The organism is Burkholderia sp. BCC1644 (genome assembly GCF_902833225.1).
GTDB lineage: Bacteria > Pseudomonadota > Gammaproteobacteria > Burkholderiales > Burkholderiaceae > Burkholderia.
The window spans coordinates 394,914-416,914 of sequence record NZ_CADFEI010000007.1 but is presented as its reverse complement, the minus strand read 5'-3'; the positions used below and the strand labels follow the sequence as shown (position 1 = coordinate 416,914).

General features: G+C 67.0%; 20 protein-coding genes and 1 tRNA gene. 19 read left to right on the top strand and 2 right to left on the bottom strand.

Translation table 11 applies throughout. The annotated features are described in order from the left end of the window. Positions 1-20: 20 nt before the first annotated feature. The gene (locus tag HWX87_RS17200) at positions 21-2,849 is read right to left on the bottom strand and encodes a glycosyl hydrolase family 18 protein (RefSeq protein WP_279612963.1); all 2,829 of its coding nucleotides are present in this window, start codon (positions 2,847-2,849) and stop codon (positions 21-23) included. 339 nt (positions 2,850-3,188) lie between these two features. On the opposite strand from HWX87_RS17200, the gene gbpA reads away from it, so the two are divergent. The 19 genes from gbpA (at position 3,189) to HWX87_RS17105 (ending at position 21,410) form a co-directional block, all read left to right on the top strand. Continuing rightward, positions 3,189-4,649: an N-acetylglucosamine-binding protein GbpA gene (gene gbpA, locus HWX87_RS17195; RefSeq protein WP_176048225.1), complete on the top strand. Its 1,461-nt coding sequence runs from the start codon at positions 3,189-3,191 to the stop codon at positions 4,647-4,649. Between the two features lie 272 nt (positions 4,650-4,921). Further along, positions 4,922-5,362: a type II secretion system major pseudopilin GspG gene (gene gspG, locus HWX87_RS17190; RefSeq protein ID WP_176048224.1), complete on the top strand. Its 441-nt coding sequence runs from the start codon at positions 4,922-4,924 to the stop codon at positions 5,360-5,362. Further along, positions 5,337-5,849 (top strand): lytic transglycosylase domain-containing protein, encoded by a 513-nt coding sequence (locus HWX87_RS17185; protein ID WP_176048223.1) that lies wholly within the window; start codon positions 5,337-5,339, stop codon positions 5,847-5,849. Before gspG ends, HWX87_RS17185 begins: the two co-directional genes overlap by 26 nt. A 2-nt stretch (positions 5,850-5,851) precedes the next feature. Beyond that, on the top strand, positions 5,852-7,036 hold the full coding sequence (locus HWX87_RS17180) for a type II secretion system F family protein (RefSeq protein ID WP_176048222.1): 1,185 nt from the start codon (positions 5,852-5,854) through the stop codon (positions 7,034-7,036). Between the two features lie 54 nt (positions 7,037-7,090). Beyond that, entirely contained in the window at positions 7,091-8,725 is a 1,635-nt protein-coding gene (locus HWX87_RS17175) for a GspE/PulE family protein (protein ID WP_176048221.1), read from the top strand. Then, entirely contained in the window at positions 8,706-9,473 is a 768-nt protein-coding gene (locus HWX87_RS17170; protein WP_244137695.1) for a hypothetical protein, read from the top strand. The genes HWX87_RS17175 and HWX87_RS17170 overlap by 20 nt, the downstream gene beginning before the upstream one ends. After that, positions 9,470-10,000: a hypothetical protein gene (locus HWX87_RS17165; RefSeq protein ID WP_176048220.1), complete on the top strand. Its 531-nt coding sequence runs from the start codon at positions 9,470-9,472 to the stop codon at positions 9,998-10,000. Before HWX87_RS17170 ends, HWX87_RS17165 begins: the two co-directional genes overlap by 4 nt. After that, entirely contained in the window at positions 9,997-10,551 is a 555-nt protein-coding gene (locus tag HWX87_RS17160; protein WP_176048219.1) for a hypothetical protein, read from the top strand. The genes HWX87_RS17165 and HWX87_RS17160 overlap by 4 nt, the downstream gene beginning before the upstream one ends. Beyond that, complete coding sequence (locus HWX87_RS17155) at positions 10,551-11,027, top strand: hypothetical protein (RefSeq protein ID WP_244137694.1); 477 nt, start codon at positions 10,551-10,553, stop codon at positions 11,025-11,027. Before HWX87_RS17160 ends, HWX87_RS17155 begins: the two co-directional genes overlap by 1 nt. A 31-nt stretch (positions 11,028-11,058) precedes the next feature. After that, positions 11,059-13,467 carry a secretin N-terminal domain-containing protein gene (locus tag HWX87_RS17150; RefSeq protein WP_176048217.1) on the top strand — a complete coding sequence of 803 codons (2,409 nt, stop codon included), beginning with the start codon at positions 11,059-11,061 and terminating at the stop codon, positions 13,465-13,467. Further along, entirely contained in the window at positions 13,464-13,952 is a 489-nt protein-coding gene (locus HWX87_RS17145) for a type II secretion system protein (RefSeq protein WP_176048216.1), read from the top strand. The genes HWX87_RS17150 and HWX87_RS17145 overlap by 4 nt, the downstream gene beginning before the upstream one ends. Then, positions 13,927-14,322 carry a prepilin-type N-terminal cleavage/methylation domain-containing protein gene (locus HWX87_RS17140; RefSeq protein ID WP_129514452.1) on the top strand — a complete coding sequence of 132 codons (396 nt, stop codon included), beginning with the start codon at positions 13,927-13,929 and terminating at the stop codon, positions 14,320-14,322. The genes HWX87_RS17145 and HWX87_RS17140 overlap by 26 nt, the downstream gene beginning before the upstream one ends. After that, a complete protein-coding gene (locus tag HWX87_RS17135; protein WP_176048215.1) occupies positions 14,309-14,833 on the top strand; it encodes a type II secretion system protein in 525 nt (174 codons plus the stop codon). Before HWX87_RS17140 ends, HWX87_RS17135 begins: the two co-directional genes overlap by 14 nt. 13 nt (positions 14,834-14,846) lie before the next feature. Further along, positions 14,847-15,530 (top strand): response regulator transcription factor, encoded by a 684-nt coding sequence (locus HWX87_RS17130; protein WP_176048214.1) that lies wholly within the window; start codon positions 14,847-14,849, stop codon positions 15,528-15,530. Between the two features lie 260 nt (positions 15,531-15,790). Further along, a complete protein-coding gene (locus HWX87_RS17125; protein WP_176048213.1) occupies positions 15,791-16,312 on the top strand; it encodes a fimbrial protein in 522 nt (173 codons plus the stop codon). A 17-nt stretch (positions 16,313-16,329) separates the two neighbouring features. Beyond that, positions 16,330-17,058: a molecular chaperone gene (locus HWX87_RS17120; RefSeq protein WP_176048212.1), complete on the top strand. Its 729-nt coding sequence runs from the start codon at positions 16,330-16,332 to the stop codon at positions 17,056-17,058. 121 nt (positions 17,059-17,179) lie between these two features. Next, on the top strand, positions 17,180-19,753 hold the full coding sequence (locus tag HWX87_RS17115) for a fimbria/pilus outer membrane usher protein (RefSeq protein ID WP_176048211.1): 2,574 nt from the start codon (positions 17,180-17,182) through the stop codon (positions 19,751-19,753). A gap of 5 nt (positions 19,754-19,758) precedes the next feature. Continuing rightward, the gene (locus HWX87_RS17110) at positions 19,759-20,718 is read left to right on the top strand and encodes a fimbrial protein (RefSeq protein WP_176048210.1); all 960 of its coding nucleotides are present in this window, start codon (positions 19,759-19,761) and stop codon (positions 20,716-20,718) included. A 140-nt stretch (positions 20,719-20,858) separates the two neighbouring features. Further along, a complete protein-coding gene (locus tag HWX87_RS17105) occupies positions 20,859-21,410 on the top strand; it encodes a cytochrome b/b6 domain-containing protein (protein ID WP_176048209.1) in 552 nt (183 codons plus the stop codon). 299 nt (positions 21,411-21,709) lie between these two features. On the opposite strand, the gene HWX87_RS17100 is transcribed toward HWX87_RS17105, so the two are convergent. Continuing rightward, positions 21,710-21,796, bottom strand: a tRNA-Leu gene (locus HWX87_RS17100). Between the last annotated feature and the right edge of the window lie 205 nt (positions 21,797-22,001).

Sequence of the window (22,001 nt, the reverse complement as noted above, 5' to 3'; positions counted from 1 at the left end):
GACCTGGCCCGTGCAGTTGCTTACTGCTTGTATTCCTCCCAGGCCTGATCCCACGCGGAGCCCTTGCCCGGCTCGTATGCCCACGCCGCCATCGAGCACCAGTTGGTGTACGGGAACGGCTTGCAGCGGTACAGCTTGCCGTGGTTGGAGACGATGTCGCCGTCGTTGTACTTCGTCCCTTCCTTGTACTGCGGGTGATCGCCGCCGCCTTCGCCACCGCCTTCACCGCCACCGCCGTTGCCACCTTCGCCACCGCCGCCGTTGCCGCCTTCGCCATCACCGTAGAGCGTCCACGCGTCGTTCCACGCGAAGCCCTTGCCCGGTTCGTACGCGCTCGGCGCGCCGGAGCACCAGCCGCTGTTCGGGAACGGCTTGCACTGGTACAGCTTGCCGAGGTTCGACACGACGTCGCCGGCGTTGTACTGCGTTCCGGCCTGGTACGCCGGGTACTGGCCGCCTCCGCCGCCTTCACCGCCGCCGGTATCCTTCGCCTTCACGAGGACGGTGTGCCGGGCCGTACTCGACAGCTTGCCGTCGCTCACCGTGACCGAGAAAACGAACGACTGGTCCTTGGCGAGTTCGGGCGCGGTGAAGCTCAGCGTCGCACCGGCCGGCTTCGCGTCGATGCCGCTCGGCACGCCCCACTTGTAGGTCAGCGTGTCGCCGTCCGGGTCCGTCGACTTATCGGCCGACAGCGTCACGGCCTGACCGGCTTCCGTCGTTGCCGGGCCGCCGAGCTGCGCGACCGGCGGTCGATTCTCCGCGGGCGGCGGTTCGACCGTGGCATCGGCCTGCGCGGTCACGACGACTTGCGCCGTATCCTTCAGGCCCGCCGGATCGGTGACCGTCACGCGGAACGTGTACTTGGTGTCCTGCTTGACGGACGGAACGTCGACGCGTGCCTTCGCGCTCGTCGTATCGGCGAGCTTCAGCGGATCGCCGCCGACCTGTTCCCACTTGAAGCTCAGTTTGTCGCCGTCCGGATCGCGCGACTTCGACGCATCGAGCGTGACCGTCTGCAGCCCGGTGACCGTCATGTCGGCACCGGCGTTCGCGACCGGCGGATGGTTTTCGGCACCGCCGCCGCCTTCGTCGCCGTGGCCGAGGCCCTTGTGCATCGCGTTCAGGATGTCGCCGTCGTCCGCATCGATTTCCCACGAGAACAGGCCGCCCAGCTGATGCGCCCGCACATAGTCGCCCTTCGCGAGGACCGAACGTTCGTCGTCGAAGGTGAGGAGTTCGCCGGTGCTCTTGTTGAATACGTACGGCGCTTCGGCCGTCTGGTCGTAGTGATACTCGTAGCCGTTGATGCCGGCGTTGTTCGGCCCGATCATCTCGGCCTTGAGCTTCTTGTAGTCGAGGATGCCCGGTTCCCACTGGCCCTTGTGCGGCCCCGTCGCGGTGCCGGTGAACGGATTGCCGTCGGCATAACCGTGCACGCCGTTCCAGCCGCGCGCATAGGCCGCCGCGCCGACGACGAGCTTCTTCGGATCGACGCCCTGCGCGAGCAGCGCCCGGATCGAGTTGTCCGTCGTATACGCGGTGTCCGGCTTCCAGTCCGGCGCGTGCAGCGCGGTCTGATGACCCAGCTCCGTCAGACTGAACGCACCGTAGTAGTCGTACGTCATGTCGAAGATGTAGTCCATGTATTTCGTGGCTTCCTTGTAGTTCACCACGTCGATCTTGTCCTTGCCGGCGCCGATCGCCGACGTCAGCTCGTAGGTCCGGCCGGTTTCCCGCGACAGCTTGTCGAGCATCTGCCGCAGTTCCTTCATCAGCGTCACGTACAGCGGGCCGTCCTTCACCGGGTCGCCGAGGGACGGGTTCACGCCCTTGCCGCCGGGGAATTCCCAGTCGATGTCGACGCCGTCGAAGAACTTCCACGTGCGCAGCAACTGCTCGGTCGAATCGACGAACACCTTGCGCCTGGCCGGATCGTGCATCTGGAAGAACGGGTCGGACAGCGTCCAGCCGCCGATCGACGGCAGGATCTTCAGGTCGGGGTTGCGCTTCTTCGCGGCCATCATCTGGCCAAGCACGCCCTTGAGCTTGGCGTTCGCCGTCTGGCCCGGCAATGCCTTGGCCATCTCGCCATAGGTGTCGTGGATCGCAACGCTGTAGTCGGGCAGGCCCTTGCAACTCTGCAGCAGCGTGTTGAACGAGCCCGGCAGGTCCTTCGCGAGCGATGCGTTCACGTCCGCGCCGCCGCAGATCGGAATGAAGCCGTACAGCATGTGCGTGAGATTCTCGACCGGCACGTTGTCGACGTTGAACTTGCGGTCGTAGATCGACCAGGTCGCGAAGTACGTGCCGACCACCGAACCGGACGTGTTCGCATACGGCTTGTGGTTCTTGCTCGCGTTGTTCGGCAGGTCGTCCGCGAGTTCGGGAATCGTATCGAACACCACCACGTCGAGCGGCGCGCTGTCGGTCGCCGTACCGTTGGCGTCGATGACGCGTACCTGCATCTTCTTCACACCGGGTGTCTTCACGTTTGCGACCACCTGGCCGCTTTGCGTGCCGCCGGGCGTCATCCTGACCTCGGAAGCGGGATCGACGACGCCGTCCACCACCGCGACTGCCTTCACGGCGGTGCCGTTGCTCCAGATGTCGAACGGCAGCGGTACGTCGACCTTCTTGTTCAGCTTGACGATGTCCTTGTACGGCGCGACACCGGCCTTCTGCATGTCGATCTCGACGAAGCCGTGCGGTTGCGACGTGATTTCGTACTGCTTCAGGCTCGGTGTGCCTGGCGCGGCGAACGCGGCGTTCGCGAAGCTCAGTGCGCTGGCCGCCGCGAGCGCTGCATAGGCGAAGTGCGAGCGATGCAGCGAGCGGCGTCGAACCAAGATGCCGGGAGTCCGTTTATTCGATTTCAATTTGATAGCCATCCATCCTTGTGTTGAAGAAGAGTGCCGGGAAAGCGAGGCCATTCTTTTTCATGAGCCGGACGGCGGCAACGAATCTGAATGCAATCTCAATGCGAGCCGCACACCGGAAAGCGGGTGGCCGGCGCGGCGCGCGACGCATCGTTGAGAGATCGTTCAGGAAGATTCGCCGATGCACCGTGCCTGTCGATACTGCACTCCGCGTTTCGTCAGTCAAGCACGCGTCACGCACTGTCCGGCGATCGTTCGCGATTCGTCGATCGAAGCAACTTCCACTCAACTTTCAACCAACGGAATCAGATGAGAACTCGAACAGCGAAAAAGACGCTTTTCACCCTGTCGCCGCTCGTTGCCTGCGCATCGATGTTTTTCGCGCAAGCCGCATTTGCGCACGGCTACCTGTCGGAGCCGCCGTCGCGCAACCTGCTGTGCAGCTCGAAGTCGGGCAAGATCGAAAACTTCAACTGCGGTTCGGTGACCTATGAACCGCAAAGCGTCGAAGGCAAGCAGGGCTTCCCGGCAGCCGGCGCGCCGGATGGCGAGATTGCAAGCGGCGGCGTGACGCAGTTCAGCGAGCTCAACGAGCAGGCCGTCGATCGCTGGAAGATCAACGACATCAAGCCGGGCGCGCAGCAGTTCAAGTGGACCTTCACCGCGCCGCACGTGACGAAGGAATTCAAGTACTACCTGACGAAGCAGGGCTGGAATCCGAACGCGAAGCTCACGCGCGAGCAGTTCGACCTGACGCCGTTCTGCACGGTCGACGGCGGGATGAAGAAAGCCGACGAGATCGGCCCGCACAACTGCACGATTCCGTCGGACAAGACGGGCCATCACGTGATGCTGACGACGTGGCACGTCGGCGACACGGCCGGCATGTTCTACAACGTGGCCGACCTCAACATTACCGGTGACGACGGCGGCACCGATCCGGGCAAGCCGAACTGGTCGAACGTCGGCAGCATCGCGCCGACGATGGACCTGAAGGTCGGCGACAAGGTTTCGAATCGCGTGTTCAAGTCGGGCGGCGAAGTGCCGTCGATGAAGACCACGGTCACGATCGGCTCCGCGCAGCAGGGCGAGCGCAACATGTGGCCGATGCTGCTCGCGAAGGAAATCAACCGCACGCAGGCAGCGAACCTGATCGCCGGCGTCGAGCGCGACGGCCGTGTCGAGCCGGCGCTCGGCAAGAACGACGTGTTCTCGAAGAACACCAGCGGCATCGTGCGCACCGAGACGACCATCGATCACCAGCCGGAAGGCGGCATCGACGAAGGCTTCAGCATTTCGAACAACGGCGAGTTCAAGATCCAGAACGGCAAGGCGACCGCGAAGTTCTTCCTGAAGTTCAACCACGCGAAGGACACGAACGTCACCGTCAAGGTGTACGACGCGTCGAACTCGCTGGTCGGTTCGAAGTCCGCGACGATGCGCATGCAGGGCGACGTGAACGTCGACATCGCGAACGCGAAGGCGGGCAATCACACGGCCGTGGCGACGTCGCAGATCGAAGGCGGCACGCTGAAGCAGGAAACCACCACGTTCAAGCTGACCGGCGAATCCGGCGGCGGCGAAGGCGCGCAGTGCCAGGCCGAATGGAAGCAGGGCACGGCCTACACGGGCGGCGCGAAGGTGCAGCACAACGGCCGCACGTACGAAGCGCGCTGGTGGACCCAGGACGAGGTTCCGGGCAATCCGGCATCGACCGGCGCCGACCACACCGGCAAGGTGTGGAAGGACCTGGGCGCCTGCAGCAAGTAACGACCTGACGAGGAGATGAAGCGAGCCGCGCGCAGCGATGCGCGCGGCTCTTTCATTTGCCACGGATGCGAACGGGCGGATTGAAACGGTCTTTGAGATTTCCTTGATGAAGATGGAGACATGTTCCTGTCCCCGGGAAAATGACTTCATCGATCGGCGCTTTCCATCAATCGAACTCGTATTCCCGAAAGCGCCTGGCTCACCCGCCGTCTGCAACACGACGGCCCCCCGGCCGCGACGTCGCGCCGGGATCTCTACAGAGGGCAAACGACATGAAACCGAACAATGGGAGCCGGACGAAGCGACGCGGCCAGCAGGGCTTCACGCTGCTGGAGCTGCTGGTCGTGCTGCTGATCATCGCGTTGCTGGCCGGCTATGTCGGTCCGAAGCTGTTCTCGCAGGTCGACAAGGCCAAGGTCAAGTCGACGGAAGCGCAGATGAAGACGCTGGGCGACGCAGCCACGCAATACCGGCTCGACACGGGCCGTTATCCGACGGCCGACGAAGGGCTCGACGCACTGGTCGCGCAGCCGCAAGGCGCCGACGGCTGGAACGGCCCGTATCTCGCGAAGGCCGTGCCGAAGGACGGCTGGGGCCGTGCGTACCAATGGAACGTGCCGGGCCGCGATGGCGAGGCCGAGATCGTGTCGCTCGGGCGGGACGGTCGTGTTGGCGGGAGCGGCATCGATGCGGACCTCGTCCATGGCATGTAAGGGCGTGCGTCGCTGGATCGCGGCGGTGGCGCTGTTCGCCACCTGCGCATCCGGCGCCGCGGCCAAGGATTGCTTCACGAAAGCGGGGGAACGGCACGGCATCGATCCGCTGTTGCTTGCCGCGATCGCGACGGTGGAATCCGCGCTGAATCCGCGCGCGATGAACCGGAACAGCAACGGCACCTACGACATCGGGCTGATGCAGATCAACAGCTCGCATCTGCCGCGTCTCGTGAAGGTCGGCGTGACGCGCAAGCGGCTGATCGACGAGCCGTGTACGTCGATCGATACCGGCGCATCGATTCTCGCCGGATTCATCGAGCGGCACGGCTATACGTGGAACGCGGTCGGCGCATACAACGCCGGATCCTCGCCGAAGCGCGAACCCGCCCGCAAGGCGTATGCGACCAAGGTGTGGCGCGAGTACCACGAGCTGACGAGCGATCGCGATGCAAGCCTCGCGATGCTCGACGAATGGCGGAGGTAGCGATGGACGCATTTCGGGTAAGCGTGCTCGCCGGCGGCAAGGTCACGCAGCAGACGGTCGAGGCCGCGAGCGAGCCGGAAGCGCGCGTGCGCATCGCGGAGCAGGGTGGGATCGTGCTCGAGGTACGGCGCGATACCCGCATCGGACGCCGCCGGCGCGCGTCGAAGTTCGCGCTGACGCTGTTCCTGCAGGAACTGTCGACGTTGCTCGACGCGGGCCTCGTGTTGATGGAGGCGCTCGAAGCGTTGCGTGACAAGGCGGATTCGGGCAAGGACGCGAAACACGTGATCGACCGGATTCTCGCGGTGATGGTCGAGGGGCAGCCGTTGTCGAAGGCGCTCGCGCAGCAGCCGGAGATTTTTCCGCCGCTGCTCGTCGCGACGATCGAATCGTCGGAGGGCAGCGGCCAGTTGCCGGTCGTCCTGAAGCGCTACCAGCAGTACGAAGTGCGGATCGAACAGGTGCGCAAGCGCGTCACCGGCGCGCTGATCTATCCGGCCGTCGTGATCGGCGTCGGCGTCGCGATCCTGCTGTTCATGGCGTTTTTCGTCATTCCACGCTTCGCGGTGGTGTTCGAGTCGCTCGCGACGCTGCCGGCGACGGCCCAGGCAATGCTCTGGTGGGCGACCCTGCTGCGGGAGAACGGCATGGCGGTCGGGTTCGCAGTCGCGGCGTCGTTCGCCGGCGCGGTGCTGGCGATCCGCTCGGCAGCCGTCAGGCGTGCCGCGCAGCGCCTGACGTGGCGCGCGCCGAAAGTGCGCGACATCTGTGCGCTGTTTGCGCTCACTCGGTTTTACCGGACCGTCGGACTACTGATCGCGGGCGGTACGCCGGCGATCGTCGCGCTCGAGCTGTCCGGCAAGGTGCTGCCCGAGCATTTTCGCCCACGGCTCGCGGCGGCGCTGACCGACATGCGCGCAGGGCGGCCGGTCGCGGCCGTGCTGGCCGCGCACGAACTGACCACGTCGGTCGCCGAGCGGCTGTTGCGGGTCGGCGAACAGAGCGGCGACCTCGGCGGGATGTGCGAGCACATCGCGCAGTTTCACGACGGCGCGCTCGATCGCGCGATCGAGATGCTCAGCAAGGTGTTCGAACCGGTGCTGATGCTCGCGGTGGGTGCGACGGTCGGCGCGGTCGTCGTGCTGCTCTACATGCCGATTTTCGAATTGGCCGGCAGCGTCGGATAGCGAACCCGGCCAGCAAGGCGTTCGCGATCCCGCTGTCCAACCGGAGAAAACTCTATGAAAACGGAACACATCGTTCAACGCTGGCAGTCGGAATGGGAAGCATCGGGCATCGGTTTCGCGCAGTACGTCGACGGCCTGCTCGGCGCGGATGCGACGCGGCTCGCGGAAGTGGCGGCCTGCCTCGGCGTCGGCGCGCTCGACGCGGACGCGCTGCGCGCGGCGCCGACGCGTTTCGACCTGTTGCCGCTGCACGACGCGCTGACCTGGCGCGTGCTGCCGGTCGAGCTCGACGGCGCGCCGTGCATGGTCGTTGCCGATCCGTTCGCGCGCCACGTGCGCGACGAACTGCTCGCACGCTTCGGCGCGCGGCCGGTCGAACTGGCCATGAGCGCGCCGGGCGAAGTCGAGCGATTGCTTGGCGACATCGAGTCGAGCGAGCGGCCGATGGACGACGTAACGATCGATACGCAGGGCGATTCGCTCGCGCAGGCGATCGAGTCGATCTCGCTGGCGAGCATCGCGAAGGACGAAAGCCCGATCATCCGGCTCGTCAACACGACGCTCTACGACGCGCTGCAGAGCCGCGCCAGCGATATCCATCTCGAAGCGGTGCCGGACGGCCTGTCGATCCGCTACCGGATCGACGGTGTGCTGCAGTCGATCCGTCACATTCCAGGGCTCGAGGCGGCCGCGCAGACGCTGTCGCGCCTCAAGGTGCTGGCCACGCTCGACATCGCGGAAAAGCGCGTGCCGCAGGATGGCCGGTTCAAGGTCGTGATGCAGGGCCGCGAGATCGATTTCCGCGTGTCGATCATTCCCGGCACCTACGGCGAGAACGCGGTGATGCGCGTGCTCGACAAGTCGCAGCGCGGCGACAGCGTGAGCCTCGACGTGCTCGGCTTCGACGCGCAGACAGCGCGGCGGGTGCGTGCGCTCGCGCATCGGCCGTATGGGCTGATGCTCGTGACGGGGCCGACCGGCAGCGGCAAGTCGACGACGTTGTACGCGGTGCTGTCGGAAGTCAACACCGGCGACGACAAGATCATCACGATCGAGGACCCGGTTGAATACGAGCTGAAGGGCGTGCTGCAGATTCCGGTCAACGAGCGCAAGGGGCTCACGTTCGCGCGCGGGCTGCGTTCGATCCTGCGACACGACCCGGACACGGTAATGGTCGGCGAGATTCGCGACGAGGAAACCGCGTCGATCGCCGTGCAATCGGCGCTCACCGGCCACCGCGTGCTGTCGACCGTGCACGCGAACGACGGGTTCAGCGTGATCGACCGCTTCATCTACATGGGTGTCGAGCCGTCGACGTTTCTCGAAGCGTTGAACGGCGTCGTGTCGCAGCGGCTGGTGCGGCGGATCTGCGCGCGTTGCGGCGGCGCGGCGACAGACGGTGCCGACCTGCGCGACGCGGCGCTCGACGAACTGAAGCATGCGGTCACGCCCGGCGCGGGCTGCGACACGTGCCGCGGCACCGGCTATCACGGCCGGATCGGGCTCGCGGAAGTGCTGACGCTCGACGCGGCGATGAAGGCCGCGTTGCTCGAGCGCTCGATCGAGAAGCGTGCGCAGGCGCTCGCGGATCACGCCGACTATCAGTCGATGCGCGATGCGGGGCTCGCGGCGATTCGCGCGCGGCTGACGACGTTCCAGGAGGTGCAGCGTGCGATCGCCGTGGAATGACGTCGTCGCGGTGCTCGACGCCGACACGCTGCGCGTGTGGACGGGCCACGGCTGGCGCGCGCGGCGCACGGGCCCGCCGCACGCCGCCGTCGCACACGAGGGCCGGCCCGCCGAGGCGCTGGCGCAGGTGCTCGGCGGGCTGCGCAAGGCGCGCGTGCCGCTGCAGAACCGCCTGCATGTCGTCGCCGGGCACCCGTGGACGCATGGCGTCGTGCTGCCCTGGCAGGACGGGCTGGTGTCGGATGCCGCGTGGGACGGGTATGCACGCGCGCTGTTCGCGGCTCGCGCACAGCGCGGTGCGCTGCGGATCCGCATCGAAGCCGGGCGGCGCGGCCGCGCGCGCCTGGCGGTGGCGGCCTGCGATACGTTGCTCGCCTCGCTCGCGGACGTGAGCCGCGCGGCAGGCTGGCGGCTCGTCAGCCTGCGCGATGCGCTGTCGGCCTCGCTCGATCTGCATGCGGGCCGCCTGGGCGGCGGCGACTACCGCTACGCGCTGCTGCAGCCGCGCGTCGTCACGTGCGTGTTTCGCCGCGCGGGCGAGTGGGCCGACGTGGTCACGCTGCCGCGCGCGGGCGGCCGGCGTCTCGACGACTGGTTTGCCGCCGCGGCGCTGATGGCCGGGCAGCCGCTTGCCGGCGCGGCCTTTGCGAGCGCACTCGATGGCGCGCTGCCGGCCGCGGACGGCGTCACGCTGCTCGACGGCGGCATGGACGACGTGCCCGCGCGCGAGCCGGGGGAACCGGCATGACACGTTCGAGCGAACTGGATTTCGCGGCGCCGCGCGCGCGCATCACGCGGTGGGCGGCCGTTGCACTGTGCGGCGCTTTGCTGACCGGCGCGTTTGCCGCGGACGAGTGGTCGCGCGTCGATCGGTTGCGCGACGAGGTCGACGCAATCGAAAGCCGCATCGACCAGCGCAAGCGCGCGATCGAACGCGAGCAGCGCCGGCAGAAGAGCATGACGCCGGAGCAGCGCCGCATCGAACGCGTGCTCGCCGAGCAAAAGGCGAGCGCAAAAGGCTCGGGACTGTCGGTGGTCGACTGGATCGAGCACGCGTGGACGCCGCAGATCGCGCTGAAGTCGCTGACGGTCGACAAGGCCGGCCGCGAGGCACGCATCGAAGGCGGCGCGGCGGAGCTGTCGCACATCTATATCTTCGTCGACCGCCTGAACGACCGTCACCCGGATCGCAAGATCGGCCTCTTGCAGCACCGCACGAAAGCGGAGGACGGCAAGAACATCTTTCATTTCAGCCTGAGTATCGAACACCCATGACGAACCTGAAAGCAATCGACACCGCGGCGCTCGCCGCGCGGCTGCGCTGGGGCGCTTACGCGGCGGCTCGCAAGCTTGGCGTGCCGGGGCTGCTGGCGGGCGGACTGGTCGTGGCGCTGGTCGGCGCGCACGCGTTCTTCCTGCAGCCGGACCGCGCGCATCTGGAGGCCGAGCGCGACGCGCGCACGACGGCGCTGGCTGCGCTGCCGAAGCCGGGGCAAAAAGCCGGCGATGGCGGCATGACGCTTCAGCAGGTGCAGCAGTTGCGCAGCAGCGAGCAGGCGTACTCGATTTTCCAGATCCTGGCGCAGCGCGGCATGGACCGCAAGCACGCGACTTATCGCCGCGAAGTCGAGGTGAAGGGCAAGCTGCGCCGGCTCACGATCAGCATCGCGATGAGCGGCAGCTACGTCGGGCTGCGCGAAGCGATGCGCGAGATCGCGGACCAGCCGATGGTGCGTGTCGAGGGCGTGTCGATCGAACGCGACCGGATCGACAGCGCCAACGTGAGCGCCGACCTGCGGGTCAGCCTGCTGGGGCCGGACACATGATGCGTGCGCCCCTGATTCCGTTCGCGGCCGCGCTCGCGCTGTCCGCCGCCTGCGTCGCGGGCGGCAGTGTCGCGCAGGAGGGCGCCGGCCAGGCGCCGATCGTCGACGTTTTTCCGGCGCAGAGCTGGGCGTCGCTCGGCGCGGAGCCGGCGCGTGACGAGCCGCCGCCTGTCGCGGCGCCCGAACCCGTACCGCCGGCGCTCGACGATCCGATCGACGCGCCGCCGCCGGCTGCGGCGCCGCCGTTCGAGATTGCCGGCGAATGGCGCGAGCACGACCAGCGCATCGTCGTGCTGGAAGGCGCGGGCGGGACGTTCCTGCTGTGCGAATCGCGCTGCGGCGTGCGCGACGCCGTGCTGCCGGGCGGCGAGATCGCCGAAGGCTACCGGCTGAAGCAACTGGGCGAACAGGGCACGGTGATCGTGGCCCGGGACAGCACCGAAGTCGAGCTGTCGCTGCCCGTCCCGATGCGATGACCCCCGAATTCAACATGTGCCGAAACCCATCATGAAACGACAAGTCAGTCTTTTGCTCCTGATCTCGGCGCTTGCGCTGGCAGGATGCGCAAGCACCCCGTTCAACGCCGCGCCCGACGCCGCCGCGACGCCCGCCGAACGACTCGGCACGCTGCAGCAGCAGAAGGAGGCCGCCCCGGACGACATCGCGCTGACGACCGCCGTCGAATTCAGCCGGCAGGACTACGTGCGCGCGGAACTGAAGGAGGCCGATCGCGAGGTCGCACAGGGCAATCATGCGGCGGCGATCGATCATCTCGGCAACGTGCTGACCGAGGATCCGGGCAACCTGAAGGCCGGCCAGGCGCTCGAGCAGGTCAAGCGCCACCGGCAGATGGCGGTCGACCTCGCGCGTGCACAGCGTATCGGCGGCGAGAAACCGCAGGAAGCGCTCGAGATCGCACGGCGCATCCTCGCCGAGCAGCCGAACCACGCGGACGCAAAACGCCTGCGCGATACGCTGCTGCGCCAGTCGCAGGCGAGCCGCGCGGCGCGCCCGCAATTGTCCGACGCGCTGCGCAAGCCGGTGTCGCTCAATTTCAAACAGCAGCCGCTCGCCAACATCTTCGACGTGATCTCGCGCATGTCCGGCGTGAACTTCGTGTTCGACCGCGACGTGGATACCAGTCAGGCTGCGACGCTGTTCGCCGAGCGCACGACCGCCGAGGCCGCGATCAACCTGCTGCTGCGCACCAACCAGCTCGAAAAGAAGGTGCTCGACCAGCACACGCTGCTCGTCTACCCGTCGCAGCCCGAAAAAGCACGCAACTATACGGAGTTCGCGATCCGCACGTTCTTCCTGTCGCACGCGGACGCGAAATCGGTGATGGCCGCGCTGCGGCAGATGATCAAGCCGAAGGACGTCTACGTGGACGAGCGCGTGAACGCGGTCGTCCTGCGCGACACGCCGGAGACGATCCAGGTCGCGGAGCGCGTCGTGATGGGCCTCGACATTCCGCAATCCGAAGTGACGCTCGACGTGCAGGTGCTCGAGGTCAACATGAACGACAGCCTCGATCTGGGCGTCCAGTATCCGGGCAAGATTCAGTTCAGCGCGCTCGGTGCCGCGGAGGGCGGCGCGCTCACGCTCGGCGACCTGTTGCGCCTGAATCGCGACCGCGTCGGCGTATCGAGTGAATCGGGCGGGCTCGCGTTCGCGATCGACCTGCTGCAGAAACAAGGCAAGACCAAAACGCTCGCGAATCCGAAGATCCGCGTGCGCAACATGGAGAAGGCCAACATCAAGATCGGCGAGCGCGTGCCGATCGTCACGACCACCAACGCGAACGGCGTCGTCACGGAATCGGTCAGCTACCAGGACGTGGGCCTGATGCTGAAGGTCGAGCCGCGCATCAGCCTGAACGAGGAGGTGAGCGTCAAGGTGAACATGGAAGTCAGCAGCATCCTGTCGAAGGAAACCACGAAGACCGGACTCGTCGCCTATGCGCTCGGCACGCGCAATGCGGAGACGCTGATGACCGCGAAGAACGGCGAAACGCAGATCCTTGCGGGCCTCGTCAAGCGCAATGAAACCGACAGCATTGCCGGGCTGCCGGGCGCATCGGGCCTGCCGGTGATCGGCCGGCTGTTCGGGTCGAACGGCCGCAGCAACGAGCGCACGGAGATCGTGCTGCTGATCACGCCGCACATCGAACGCAATCTCGACCTGCCGACATCGGCGGTGACGACCTTCCTGTCGGGCACCGAGTCGCGCGTGACCACCGAAGCGCTGACGCTCGAATCCGCGCAGGCCACGCCGGCGCGGCTGCCGTCGTCGGTCGGCCCGGATCTGGACGCGCCGATCGAGCCGGCGAAGTCCGCCGCTGACCGCGCGGCCACGGTGTCCGATACGGCCACGGCCGTCGAGGCGGAGCCGGACGCGGCCGTGGAGCCGGACGAGCACGACGCGAAGCGCCCGGCTGCCGAGCCCGGCGCGCGCGGCGCGGGGATGATGCGTACAGTGGCGAATGCGGGGCGGCCGCCGGTTGCGGCGATCAAGGTCGCGCAGGCGGTGCCGGCCGGCACCGGGCCGGTAGCGTCGCGCGGGAAGGTGACGCCGGCGGTCGCGTCTTCGCCGAAGGCTGCCGGCCTGCGTTCGACCATCGCTGCCGCGCGAAACGAACTGGATCGCGCGGGTGAAGCCGGCGCGCCGTCGCAGCCTGAGCAACCGGCCGCGATCGCGCGTGCTGCGGCACCGGTGCCGGCAGCCGGGGCGACGCCGGCACGTGCACCGGCCGCGGCGACGCCGGCACGCGACGAGAATCGCATCACGGCCGCGGTACGCTCGCTGATCGGCACGTTGCAGGCGTTCGTCGATCGCTTCGCAGGCGGGCGCGAAGCGGGGCGGCCGCTGTATGCCGATGTGCCGGTGCTGCCGTCGCGCGCGCGGAGCTTCGCATGAACCTCCGTCGGCGCGTCCGCGCGCGCGGCTTCACGCTGATCGAGCTGATGGTCGCGCTGTCGCTGCTCGCGTTGCTCGCGACCGTCGCGCTGCCGTTGACCGATCTGGTCAAGCGTCGCGCGGACGAGGCCGAACTGCGCCGTGCGCTGGTGGTGATCCGTTCGGCGCTCGACGCGTACAAGGACGCGGCGGTCGACGGGCGGATCGAGCGCAGCGTCGACGCGAGCGGTTATCCGCCCGACCTGCGCGCACTCGTCGACGGCGTCGAGGACAAGCAGTCGCCGGACGGCGCGCGGCTGTACTTCCTGCGCAGGATTCCCGCCGATCCGATGTGCGAATGCGACGGCAGGGCGCCCGAGGACACGTGGGAGACGCGCAGCTACGCGAGCGACCCCGACGCGTTTTCGTCGGGCGACGACGTGTTCGACATCCGCTCGACCAATCGCAAGGAGGGCCTCAATGGCGTCCCGTACCACCAGTGGTAGACGCGCGCGCCGCGCCGCCGGCTTCACGCTGATCGAACTGCTCGTCGTGATGGCGATCATCGCGGCGCTGACCGCGTTCGTCGCGCCCGGCTACCTGAAGCAGAGCGACCGCGCGAAGGAGACGGTGCTGCGTCACAATCTGAACACGCTGCGCCAGTCGATCGACGACTACCGGGCCGATCACGGTCGCGATCCCGACACGCTCGATGCGCTGGTCGAGCGGCGCTACCTGCGCGAACTGCCGCTCGATCCGCTCACCGGCAAGCGCGGCTCGTGGCAGCCGCAGGCCGGCGAGACGGGCGGCATCGCGGACGTGAAGAGCGGCGCGAAAGGGCGCGCGCTCGACGGGAGCGACTATGCGTCCTGGTAACGGGCCGCGCGGCTGCAGGCGAGGCAGGCAGCGCGGCATCGCGTATCTCGGCGTGCTGATGCTCGTCGCGGCGCTGGGGCTCGGCATGACGCAGGCCGCGCGGGTCTGGGCGACGGTGCAGCAACGCGAGCGCGAGGCGCAACTGCTGTTCGTCGGCGACCAGTATCGCGCGGCGATCGCCGGCTACTACAATGCATCGGGAGGCAGCCGCTACCCGGCGTCGCTCGACGCGCTGCTCGAGGATCGCCGCGGCCTGCCGACGCTGCGTCACCTGCGGCGCCTGTACGCCGATCCGCTGACCGGATCGATGCAGTGGGGGCTTGTGAAAGCGCCGGACGGCGGCATCATGGGCGTGTTCAGCGAGGCGCCCGGGCAGCCGCTGAAGCGCCAGGGTTTTCCCGCGCGCTACGACGCGTTCGGCGACAGCGATGCGTATGGCGAATGGGCCTTTGTTTACTTGCCGCCCGCTCCGGCCGACGCAGCGGCGCCTGCCGGCGATGCGGCTCACTGAGATCGGAACGAACATGATCGTCGCAATACTCGAAGACATCGTGACCCAGGCGGGCGTCGTGGCCGGCTGGCTCAACAAGGCGGGCTACGACACGGAAGTGCGGCACGACGGCGACAGCTTCGTCGAGCTGGTGCGCTCGCAGCGCGTCGACGTGCTGCTGCTCGACTGGGACGTGCCCGGCAAGTCGGGGATCGACGTGATGCGCTGGGCGCGCGAATCGTTCGCCGGCGCACTGCCGATCATCATGATGACGCAGCACGACGGCGAGAACGACATCGTGTTCGGCCTGAACAGCGGCGCCGACGACTATCTGATCAAGCCGCTGCGGGAGCGCGAGCTGGTCGCGCGCGTGAATGCGCAGGTGCGCAAATACTATCCGCAGACGCAGCGCGCGAAGATCGTCGAGGTCGGCAAGTTCGCGCTCGACGTCAGCGCGCATGCGGCGACCGTCGACGGCGTGCCGGTCGAACTGTCGCAGCGCGAGTTCGAGCTCGCGCTGATGCTGTTCGAGAGCGTGGGGCAGATCGTGTCGAAGGACATGATGATCAAGCGAATCTGGGGCGGCGTCGACCGGAAGTACGACGCGACGCTGGCCACCTATGTCAGCAAGTTGCGGTCGAGCCTCGGGCTGCGGCCGAAGAACGGGCTCGCGATCACGACGGTCTACAACTACGGGTATCGGCTGGAGCGGACCTGAGCCGGGCCGGCGGGTAGGGCCGCCGGCGTCGATATTCCGCGAGCCGGTCATTCGGCTCTTCCTGCTCATCGATTGCCGCCGCCGGTTCGAGCGGCGTGTTCGGCCTGCCTGCGCGCGATCGCGTTCGCGCATTGAGGATTCTTCCAGATTTGTTTGGCCGCCGCGGCGCGGCCGGAATAATGCCTGCGAACTCGACGGGTTCGCTGTTCCGCTGTCACGGACTGGCAACGGACATCCTCACCTTTCTTTCCAGGCATTCGATGAAACAGTACCAAAAGCATCTCGTGTTTGCCGCGCTGATGGCGGCATTCGGTTCGACGTCCGCGCTGGCGGCGGACGGCACGATCAACTTCCACGGCAAGATCGTCGCGACGACCTGCCAGATCGACAACAGCAATATCCAGGTGCCGCTCGGTGCGATCGGTGTCGACCAGCTTGCCGCGGCGGGCCGGGAGAGCCGTCGCGTGCCGTTCCAGATCGCGCTGAGCGCGTGCGACGACCAGTTGAGCGGCGTGCGCGCGCAGTTCGAAGGCATGGCGCACGGCGACGATCCGACGCTGCTCGCGATCGGCAGCGGCGGCACGGACGACGCGAAAGGCGTCGGCATCCAGTTGATGCACGACGACGGCGAGCCGATCGGCATCAACAGCGAGACCGACACGCTCCAGCTGACGCCGGGCAGCAACGTGCTGAACTTCGCCGCGAACTACGTCTCGACTTCCGACCAGACCGAGGCGGGCGAGGCGAACGGCACGGCGTCGTTCACGCTGCACTACCGTTGAGCGCAGGGGATCGACCGATGACGACTCGATTCGTGCACCGCGTGCTCGCGTGCGTGCTCGGCCTGTGCGTGACCCACGGCGCGTTCGCGGGCATCGTGGTCGGCGCGACGCGCGTGATCCTGCACGAGGACAGGCGCGAGGCCGTCGTGCCCGTGAAGAACACGGACGGCCAGCCGTATGTCGTGCAGGCATGGATCGATGGCGGGCAGGGGGAAGGCAGCGCGAAGGCGCCGTTCTTCGTCACGCCGCCGCTGTCGCGGCTCGATCCCGGCAAGGAAAACCTGTTGCGCGTGATGCGCGTCAAGCATGCGCTGCCGGCCGACCGCGAATCGATGCTGTGGCTGAACGTGAAGGAGATCCCGGCCGCGCCGAAGCAGGAGAACGTGCTGCAGATCGCGATCCAGACGCGCCTCAAGGCGTTCTACCGGCCGCAGGGGTTGACCGGTTCGGCCGCCGACGCGCATGCGGCGCTGACGTGGCGCATCGTGCCGTCGGGCGACGGCGCGCTGCTGTCGGTGCACAATCCGACGCCTTATCACGTCACGTTCGCGAAGATCGGCGTGGACGCCGGCGCCTTCGAGGACGTCGATCTCGAGATGGCGCCGCCGCTGCAAACGACGACCTACCCGCTGCGCACGATCCGGGCGATGGCGACGCAGCCAGGTGCGCTGACGTTCAGCACGATCAACGATTACGGCGCCGTGACGCCGCCCGTCACGGTGACGATGCCGGCCGACGACGCCTGACGCGACGCGGCGTGCGAAGCGTGCCGACGGCCGCTTCGCACACTGCAGTTTCCGATCCTTTCGATTACCCCGACTTCATACACGTGGCCCGCGCTCGTCCGGCGCGGCCGCGCCTTCGTTCATGACACGACGCCTTCACCTGCTGCGCCGATGCGTGCTCGCGCTCGCCTCGACCGCCGCGTTCGGCTTGCCGATCGCGGGCGGCGGGACCGCGCACGCGCAGACGGCATTCAATCCCGCGTTCCTCGCGTTCGGCAACACGCAGGCGGACGTGGATCTCGACGTGTTCTCCGAAGCGAACGTGCTGCTGCCCGGCGTGCATCCGGTCGAGGTGACGGTGAATGGCGAATCGTACGGCCCGCATGACGTCCGTTTCGAGCGCGATGTCCGCGGCGAGCCGGTACGGCCCTGCGTGAGCGCCGCGCAACTTGATACGTTCGGTGTGAACGTGGCGGCGTTTCCGCTGCTTGCCGAAGCTGGCGCGAACGATGGCGCAAACGATCGCGCAGCGATATGCGTCGACCCGCGCAACGCGATGCCGGACGCGACCGTCACGGTGGACCCGGATCGCCAGACGCTTTCGCTGACGGTGCCGCAGGCGAAAATGAAGCGCGTGCCGCGCGGCTCGGTCGATCCGTCGCGATGGGACGAAGGCATCGACGCGATGCGTTTCGACTACCGCGTCAACGCCGCGCAGCGGCGTTACGGTGACCTGCCGTCCGGCCAGGCGACCGAAGCCTACGGCAGCGTGCGTGCGGGGCTGAACCTCGGCGCATGGCGGCTGCGCGGCAGCGCGATGGTGAACCGCAACGCGTCGGGGTTGCAGACGCAGTTTGCGATTACCTATCTGGAGCGCGACATTCCCGCGTGGCGCAGCCGCGTGACGCTCGGCGACAGTTTCACGTCCGATATCGTGTTCGACAGCGTGGCGTTCCAGGGCGTGCAGCTCGCGTCCGACGACACAATGCAGCCGGACAGCCAGCGCGGCTACGCACCCGTCGTGCGCGGCATCGCGCAAAGTCATGCGAAGGTCGAGATCCGCCAGAACGGCTATCTGATCTACAGCAATTACGTGCCGCCGGGCCCGTTCGAGATCGACGACCTGTACGCGGTCGCATCGAACGCGGATCTCGACGTGACGATCGTCGAGGCGGACGGACAAGCGCGTAGCTTCATCCAGTCGTCGGCGAGCATTCCAACGTTGCTGCGCCAGAACGCGTGGTCCTATCGCGCGGCCGCGGGGCGCCTGCGCGCCGATTCCGACCGGCCGCAATGGTTCACGTCGGCGAGTGCCGCCTACGGCTTGCCGGGCGAGATCACGGTCTACGGCGGCGCGACGTTCGCGAGCGGGTATGCGGCACTGGCGGCCGGTGTGGCGCGCAACATGCCGCGGGTCGGTGCGGTTTCAGTCGATCTCGTGCATGCGCGCCATCGTGACCACAAGGGGCGGGCGGGGGCCGGCAGCGCGGCGCGCGTGATGTTCGCGAAGGCGTTCGCGTCGACCGGCACGGAACTGCGTGCCGCGCACCATTATTATTCGGCCGGCTATCGCAGCCTGTCCGACATTGCGGTGCATTACGCGGCGTCGGTCGACAACTGGGCATATCGCGCCGGCAAGCGCAGTCGCGGCGATCTGAGCGTATCGCAGAACCTCGGGCGGGCGGGTTCGCTGTACGTCAGCGCGAGCCGGCGTACGTACCGCGACGGCGCCGGGGAGGACCGGCTGGTGCAGCTCGGCTACGCGGGCAGTGTTTCGCGCGTGTCGTACAACGTGAACCTGAGCAACGAATCGCGCGCCCGCGGCACGAGCAGCCGGCAGGTGTCGCTGAACCTCTCGATTCCGATGGGTGGCCGGCGTGCGGCGGCGCGGGCGTACGGCAGCGCGACGCTGATCGCCGGCACGGCTGGCACCGAGCAGCGCGCGGGCGTGTTCGGCACACTGCTGGCCGACGATCGCCTGAGTTATGGCGTCGACGCCGATCGTTCGGCGAACGGCGTGGGCGGCGCGGTGAACCTGAACTATCGCGCGCCGACCGGTCAGTTCGCGGCCACTCACAACCAGACGCGCAGCGGTTCGCAGACGTCCGTCGGCGCGGCGGGCGGCGTGCTCGTGCATGGCGGCGGCGTCACGCTGTCGCAGCCGCTCGGCGAAACCGTCGCGCTCGTGCGCAGCGAGGGCGCGGCCAACGTGGGCGTGATCGCGCATGCCGGCGTACGCACCGACCGCGCGGGTTACGCGGTCGTGCCGCATGTCGTGCCGTACCGACAGAACCGCGTCGCACTACGCACGGCTGAACTCGATCGCCAGCTCGAGATTCGCAACGCGATCGTGCACGTCGTGCCGACCCGCGGGGCGGTCGTGCTGGCGCCGTTCGAAGTCGAGGCAGGACGCCTGATGCTCGACGTGGCCGACGACATGGGCAAGCCGGTGCCGTTCGGCGCCGCCGTGCTGACCACGGACGGCAAGGAAGTCGGCATGGTGGGCCCGAACGGCCAGGGCTTCGTCACCGGCGTCGAGCGTGCCGGCGACCTGCTCGTGCGCTGGGGAGTGCGCCCGGACGAGCGTTGCGGGCTGTCGTACGACATGGGCGAATCGACCGCGCATCGCCATTTTCCCGAACTCGACGTCGTCTGCTCGCGTACGCATCCCGCGCTTCGGGCCGACGCCTCTTCCTCGCCCTCATCCCGATCATGAAACCTGTGACTTTCCGATTTGCGGCCCGCCTGTGCCGCTGGGCCGCGCTTGCCGCGCTGACGTTCGGCGCGGCGCCCGCGTTCGCCACCTGCCTGAGCGCGCCCGAGGATTTCAATCCGATCGAATTCGGCCCGATGGCCGCCGACCTCGTCGAGGTCGGCGGCGTCGTCGAGTCGACCCGGTTCACGCTGACCGTCACCTGCTCGCGGAACGGGCAGAACGATGCCGAGCCGCGCAATCTGCGGTATTCGAGCGAGTTCGGCGCGCTGCCGGGCATGAACCTGTGGGCAACCAACCTGCCCGGGCTTGCGCTGCGCGTGACGCGCGATGGCGAAAATCTCGGCGGCAATACCGACGGCCTGCTCGGTGTGCACCCGGGCGACGGCAGCGCGCGTGAGTACGTGATCGACATGGAACTCGTCAAGACCGGGCCGGTGACGCCCGGCTTCCTGCAGGGCCAGGCGCTGAGCGTCGACGCGTCGGCTGCGATCGGCGATCCCGACCACAACGTCGTGCGCAAGCACGTCACGAGCAGCTACGTGCGCGGCGTCGCATGCACGGTCAATACCGACTCGAAGCATCTCGTTGTTCCACTCGGGGCCGTGCCCGCGATTGCGTTCGACGGTCCCGGCGCGGCTCGTGCGTCGCGCGAATTCGTGATCGACCTGACGTGCAGCCCGTACGGCGATCCGCGGCCGACGCCGCTGTCGATCCAGTTGCTCGGCGAGACCGTGCCGGGCACCACGGACATACTGAAGTTGCAAGGCGACGACGCGGCGCAAGGTGTCGGGATTCGCGTGCTGAAAGACGATGTGCCCGTGATGCTGAACGCGTGGCACAGCCTCGGCGACGCGAATGTCGGGGCGACCACGTTGCCCTTCGTCGCGCAGTACTACCAGTACGGTGAGCGCGTAACGGCGGGTTCCGGCGACAGCGTGATGACATTCCTGATCGAGATGCGTTGATGCCGGGCGGCAGGGCGGTGCGTTGTCGCGCCGGATATTTTGAAATCCTTGAGATTGATTATCGGCACCGGATTCGACCTCGATAATTTCATCCACTTATCCATGGCAACCATGAACCGACAACCGATAAAGGATGAATCATGCAGGCGGCTTACCCGATACATACGCAGCGAACGTCGTCAGCCGACGGCCGATACGATCGCTTCTCCCGCGCGCTGCACTGGATCTTCGCGGTCGTGATCCTGTACACGATGGCGGCCGGCTTCGCGCTGCACTTCATCACCGATCAGGGTCTCTGGCGCGTCGTGTCGACGCTCAACATGTCGCTCGCGAGCTGCCTGATCGTATTGTTTCCGCTGCGGTACGTATGGTCGTTCTTCCGCCGGACGCCTCCCGACGTCGAGTCGGTTCCGCAGGGGCAGCGCGCGATCGCGCATCTGGTGCACGCGCTGATTTACGTGCTCGTCGCGTTCGTCCTGTTCAGCGGGTTCGTGATGGTGCCGGACGGTTACTGGCTGTTCGGGATCGTTTACGTGAAAACGCCGTTCAGCGCGGGGCCGGTGACCGAACACTGGTTCGTACTCCACCGGATCGGCTGCTATACGCTGGCCTTGCTGGTGGCGGCACATGCGGGTGCGGCGCTCAAGCATCATTTCGTGTCGAAGAACGGTGTGCTGAAGCGGATGCTGTGATGCAGCTTCCGTCGTGCCGGAAGCGATGTGCTTGCGGAGAATGGGGGGCAGATGTCAGCCCGGGCGTGCAAGGCGCCCGGGCATTGTGCTTTCCAGGCCAGAAAAAGAAAAAGGCCGGCTGGAAGCCGACCTTTTTAAAAACAGATGGTGCCCGGGAGAGGACTCGGTCACACATGCGCGACCCCGGCTGCGCTTGCAAGCGCAGCCTTTCGAGTCCTCACGCAAAGCGCGCAGGCGCTTTGCTTCCTGGGCTTGAAATGAAAAAAGGCCGGCTAGAAGCCGACCTTTTTAAAAACAGATGGTGCCCAGGAGAGGACTCGAACCTCCACGATGTTGCCACCGCTAGGACCTGAACCTAGTGCGTCTACCAATTCCGCCACCTGGGCACGTTTTGCAGTGAGCTGCTTGCTGCAAAGAAGCGAAATTATAGCGCCCCAATTATTCGTGTCAACACTTTTTTGCGATGCATCGCAAACCGGCTGCCGTCGCGCCTGCTCGCGGCATTCCCCGTCATTTGGCGACACAGGCGGGTGATAGAATGACCCGCCGCCGTCAATATAGAACTGTCTGACGGACACCTCTATGTTGATG

What these genes read in the sequence shown, in the direction of transcription:
- HWX87_RS17180 (WP_176048222.1), top strand. Translation starts at nt 5,852, where the DNA reads ATGGACGCATTTCGGGTAAGCGTGCTCGCCGGCGGCAAGGTCACGCAG.
- HWX87_RS17160 (WP_176048219.1), top strand. Translation starts at nt 9,997, where the DNA reads ATGACGAACCTGAAAGCAATCGACACCGCGGCGCTCGCCGCGCGGCTG.
- HWX87_RS17150 (WP_176048217.1), top strand. Translation starts at nt 11,059, where the DNA reads ATGAAACGACAAGTCAGTCTTTTGCTCCTGATCTCGGCGCTTGCGCTG.
- HWX87_RS17135 (WP_176048215.1), top strand. Translation starts at nt 14,309, where the DNA reads ATGCGTCCTGGTAACGGGCCGCGCGGCTGCAGGCGAGGCAGGCAGCGC.
- gspG (WP_176048224.1), top strand. Translation starts at nt 4,922, where the DNA reads ATGAAACCGAACAATGGGAGCCGGACGAAGCGACGCGGCCAGCAGGGC.
- HWX87_RS17185 (WP_176048223.1), top strand. Translation starts at nt 5,337, where the DNA reads ATGCGGACCTCGTCCATGGCATGTAAGGGCGTGCGTCGCTGGATCGCG.
- HWX87_RS17130 (WP_176048214.1), top strand. Translation starts at nt 14,847, where the DNA reads ATGATCGTCGCAATACTCGAAGACATCGTGACCCAGGCGGGCGTCGTG.
- HWX87_RS17125 (WP_176048213.1), top strand. Translation starts at nt 15,791, where the DNA reads ATGAAACAGTACCAAAAGCATCTCGTGTTTGCCGCGCTGATGGCGGCA.
- HWX87_RS17165 (WP_176048220.1), top strand. Translation starts at nt 9,470, where the DNA reads ATGACACGTTCGAGCGAACTGGATTTCGCGGCGCCGCGCGCGCGCATC.
- HWX87_RS17155 (WP_244137694.1), top strand. Translation starts at nt 10,551, where the DNA reads ATGCGTGCGCCCCTGATTCCGTTCGCGGCCGCGCTCGCGCTGTCCGCC.
- HWX87_RS17140 (WP_129514452.1), top strand. Translation starts at nt 13,927, where the DNA reads ATGGCGTCCCGTACCACCAGTGGTAGACGCGCGCGCCGCGCCGCCGGC.
- HWX87_RS17175 (WP_176048221.1), top strand. Translation starts at nt 7,091, where the DNA reads ATGAAAACGGAACACATCGTTCAACGCTGGCAGTCGGAATGGGAAGCA.
- HWX87_RS17120 (WP_176048212.1), top strand. Translation starts at nt 16,330, where the DNA reads ATGACGACTCGATTCGTGCACCGCGTGCTCGCGTGCGTGCTCGGCCTG.
- gbpA (WP_176048225.1), top strand. Translation starts at nt 3,189, where the DNA reads ATGAGAACTCGAACAGCGAAAAAGACGCTTTTCACCCTGTCGCCGCTC.
- HWX87_RS17145 (WP_176048216.1), top strand. Translation starts at nt 13,464, where the DNA reads ATGAACCTCCGTCGGCGCGTCCGCGCGCGCGGCTTCACGCTGATCGAG.
- HWX87_RS17115 (WP_176048211.1), top strand. Translation starts at nt 17,180, where the DNA reads ATGACACGACGCCTTCACCTGCTGCGCCGATGCGTGCTCGCGCTCGCC.
- HWX87_RS17105 (WP_176048209.1), top strand. Translation starts at nt 20,859, where the DNA reads ATGCAGGCGGCTTACCCGATACATACGCAGCGAACGTCGTCAGCCGAC.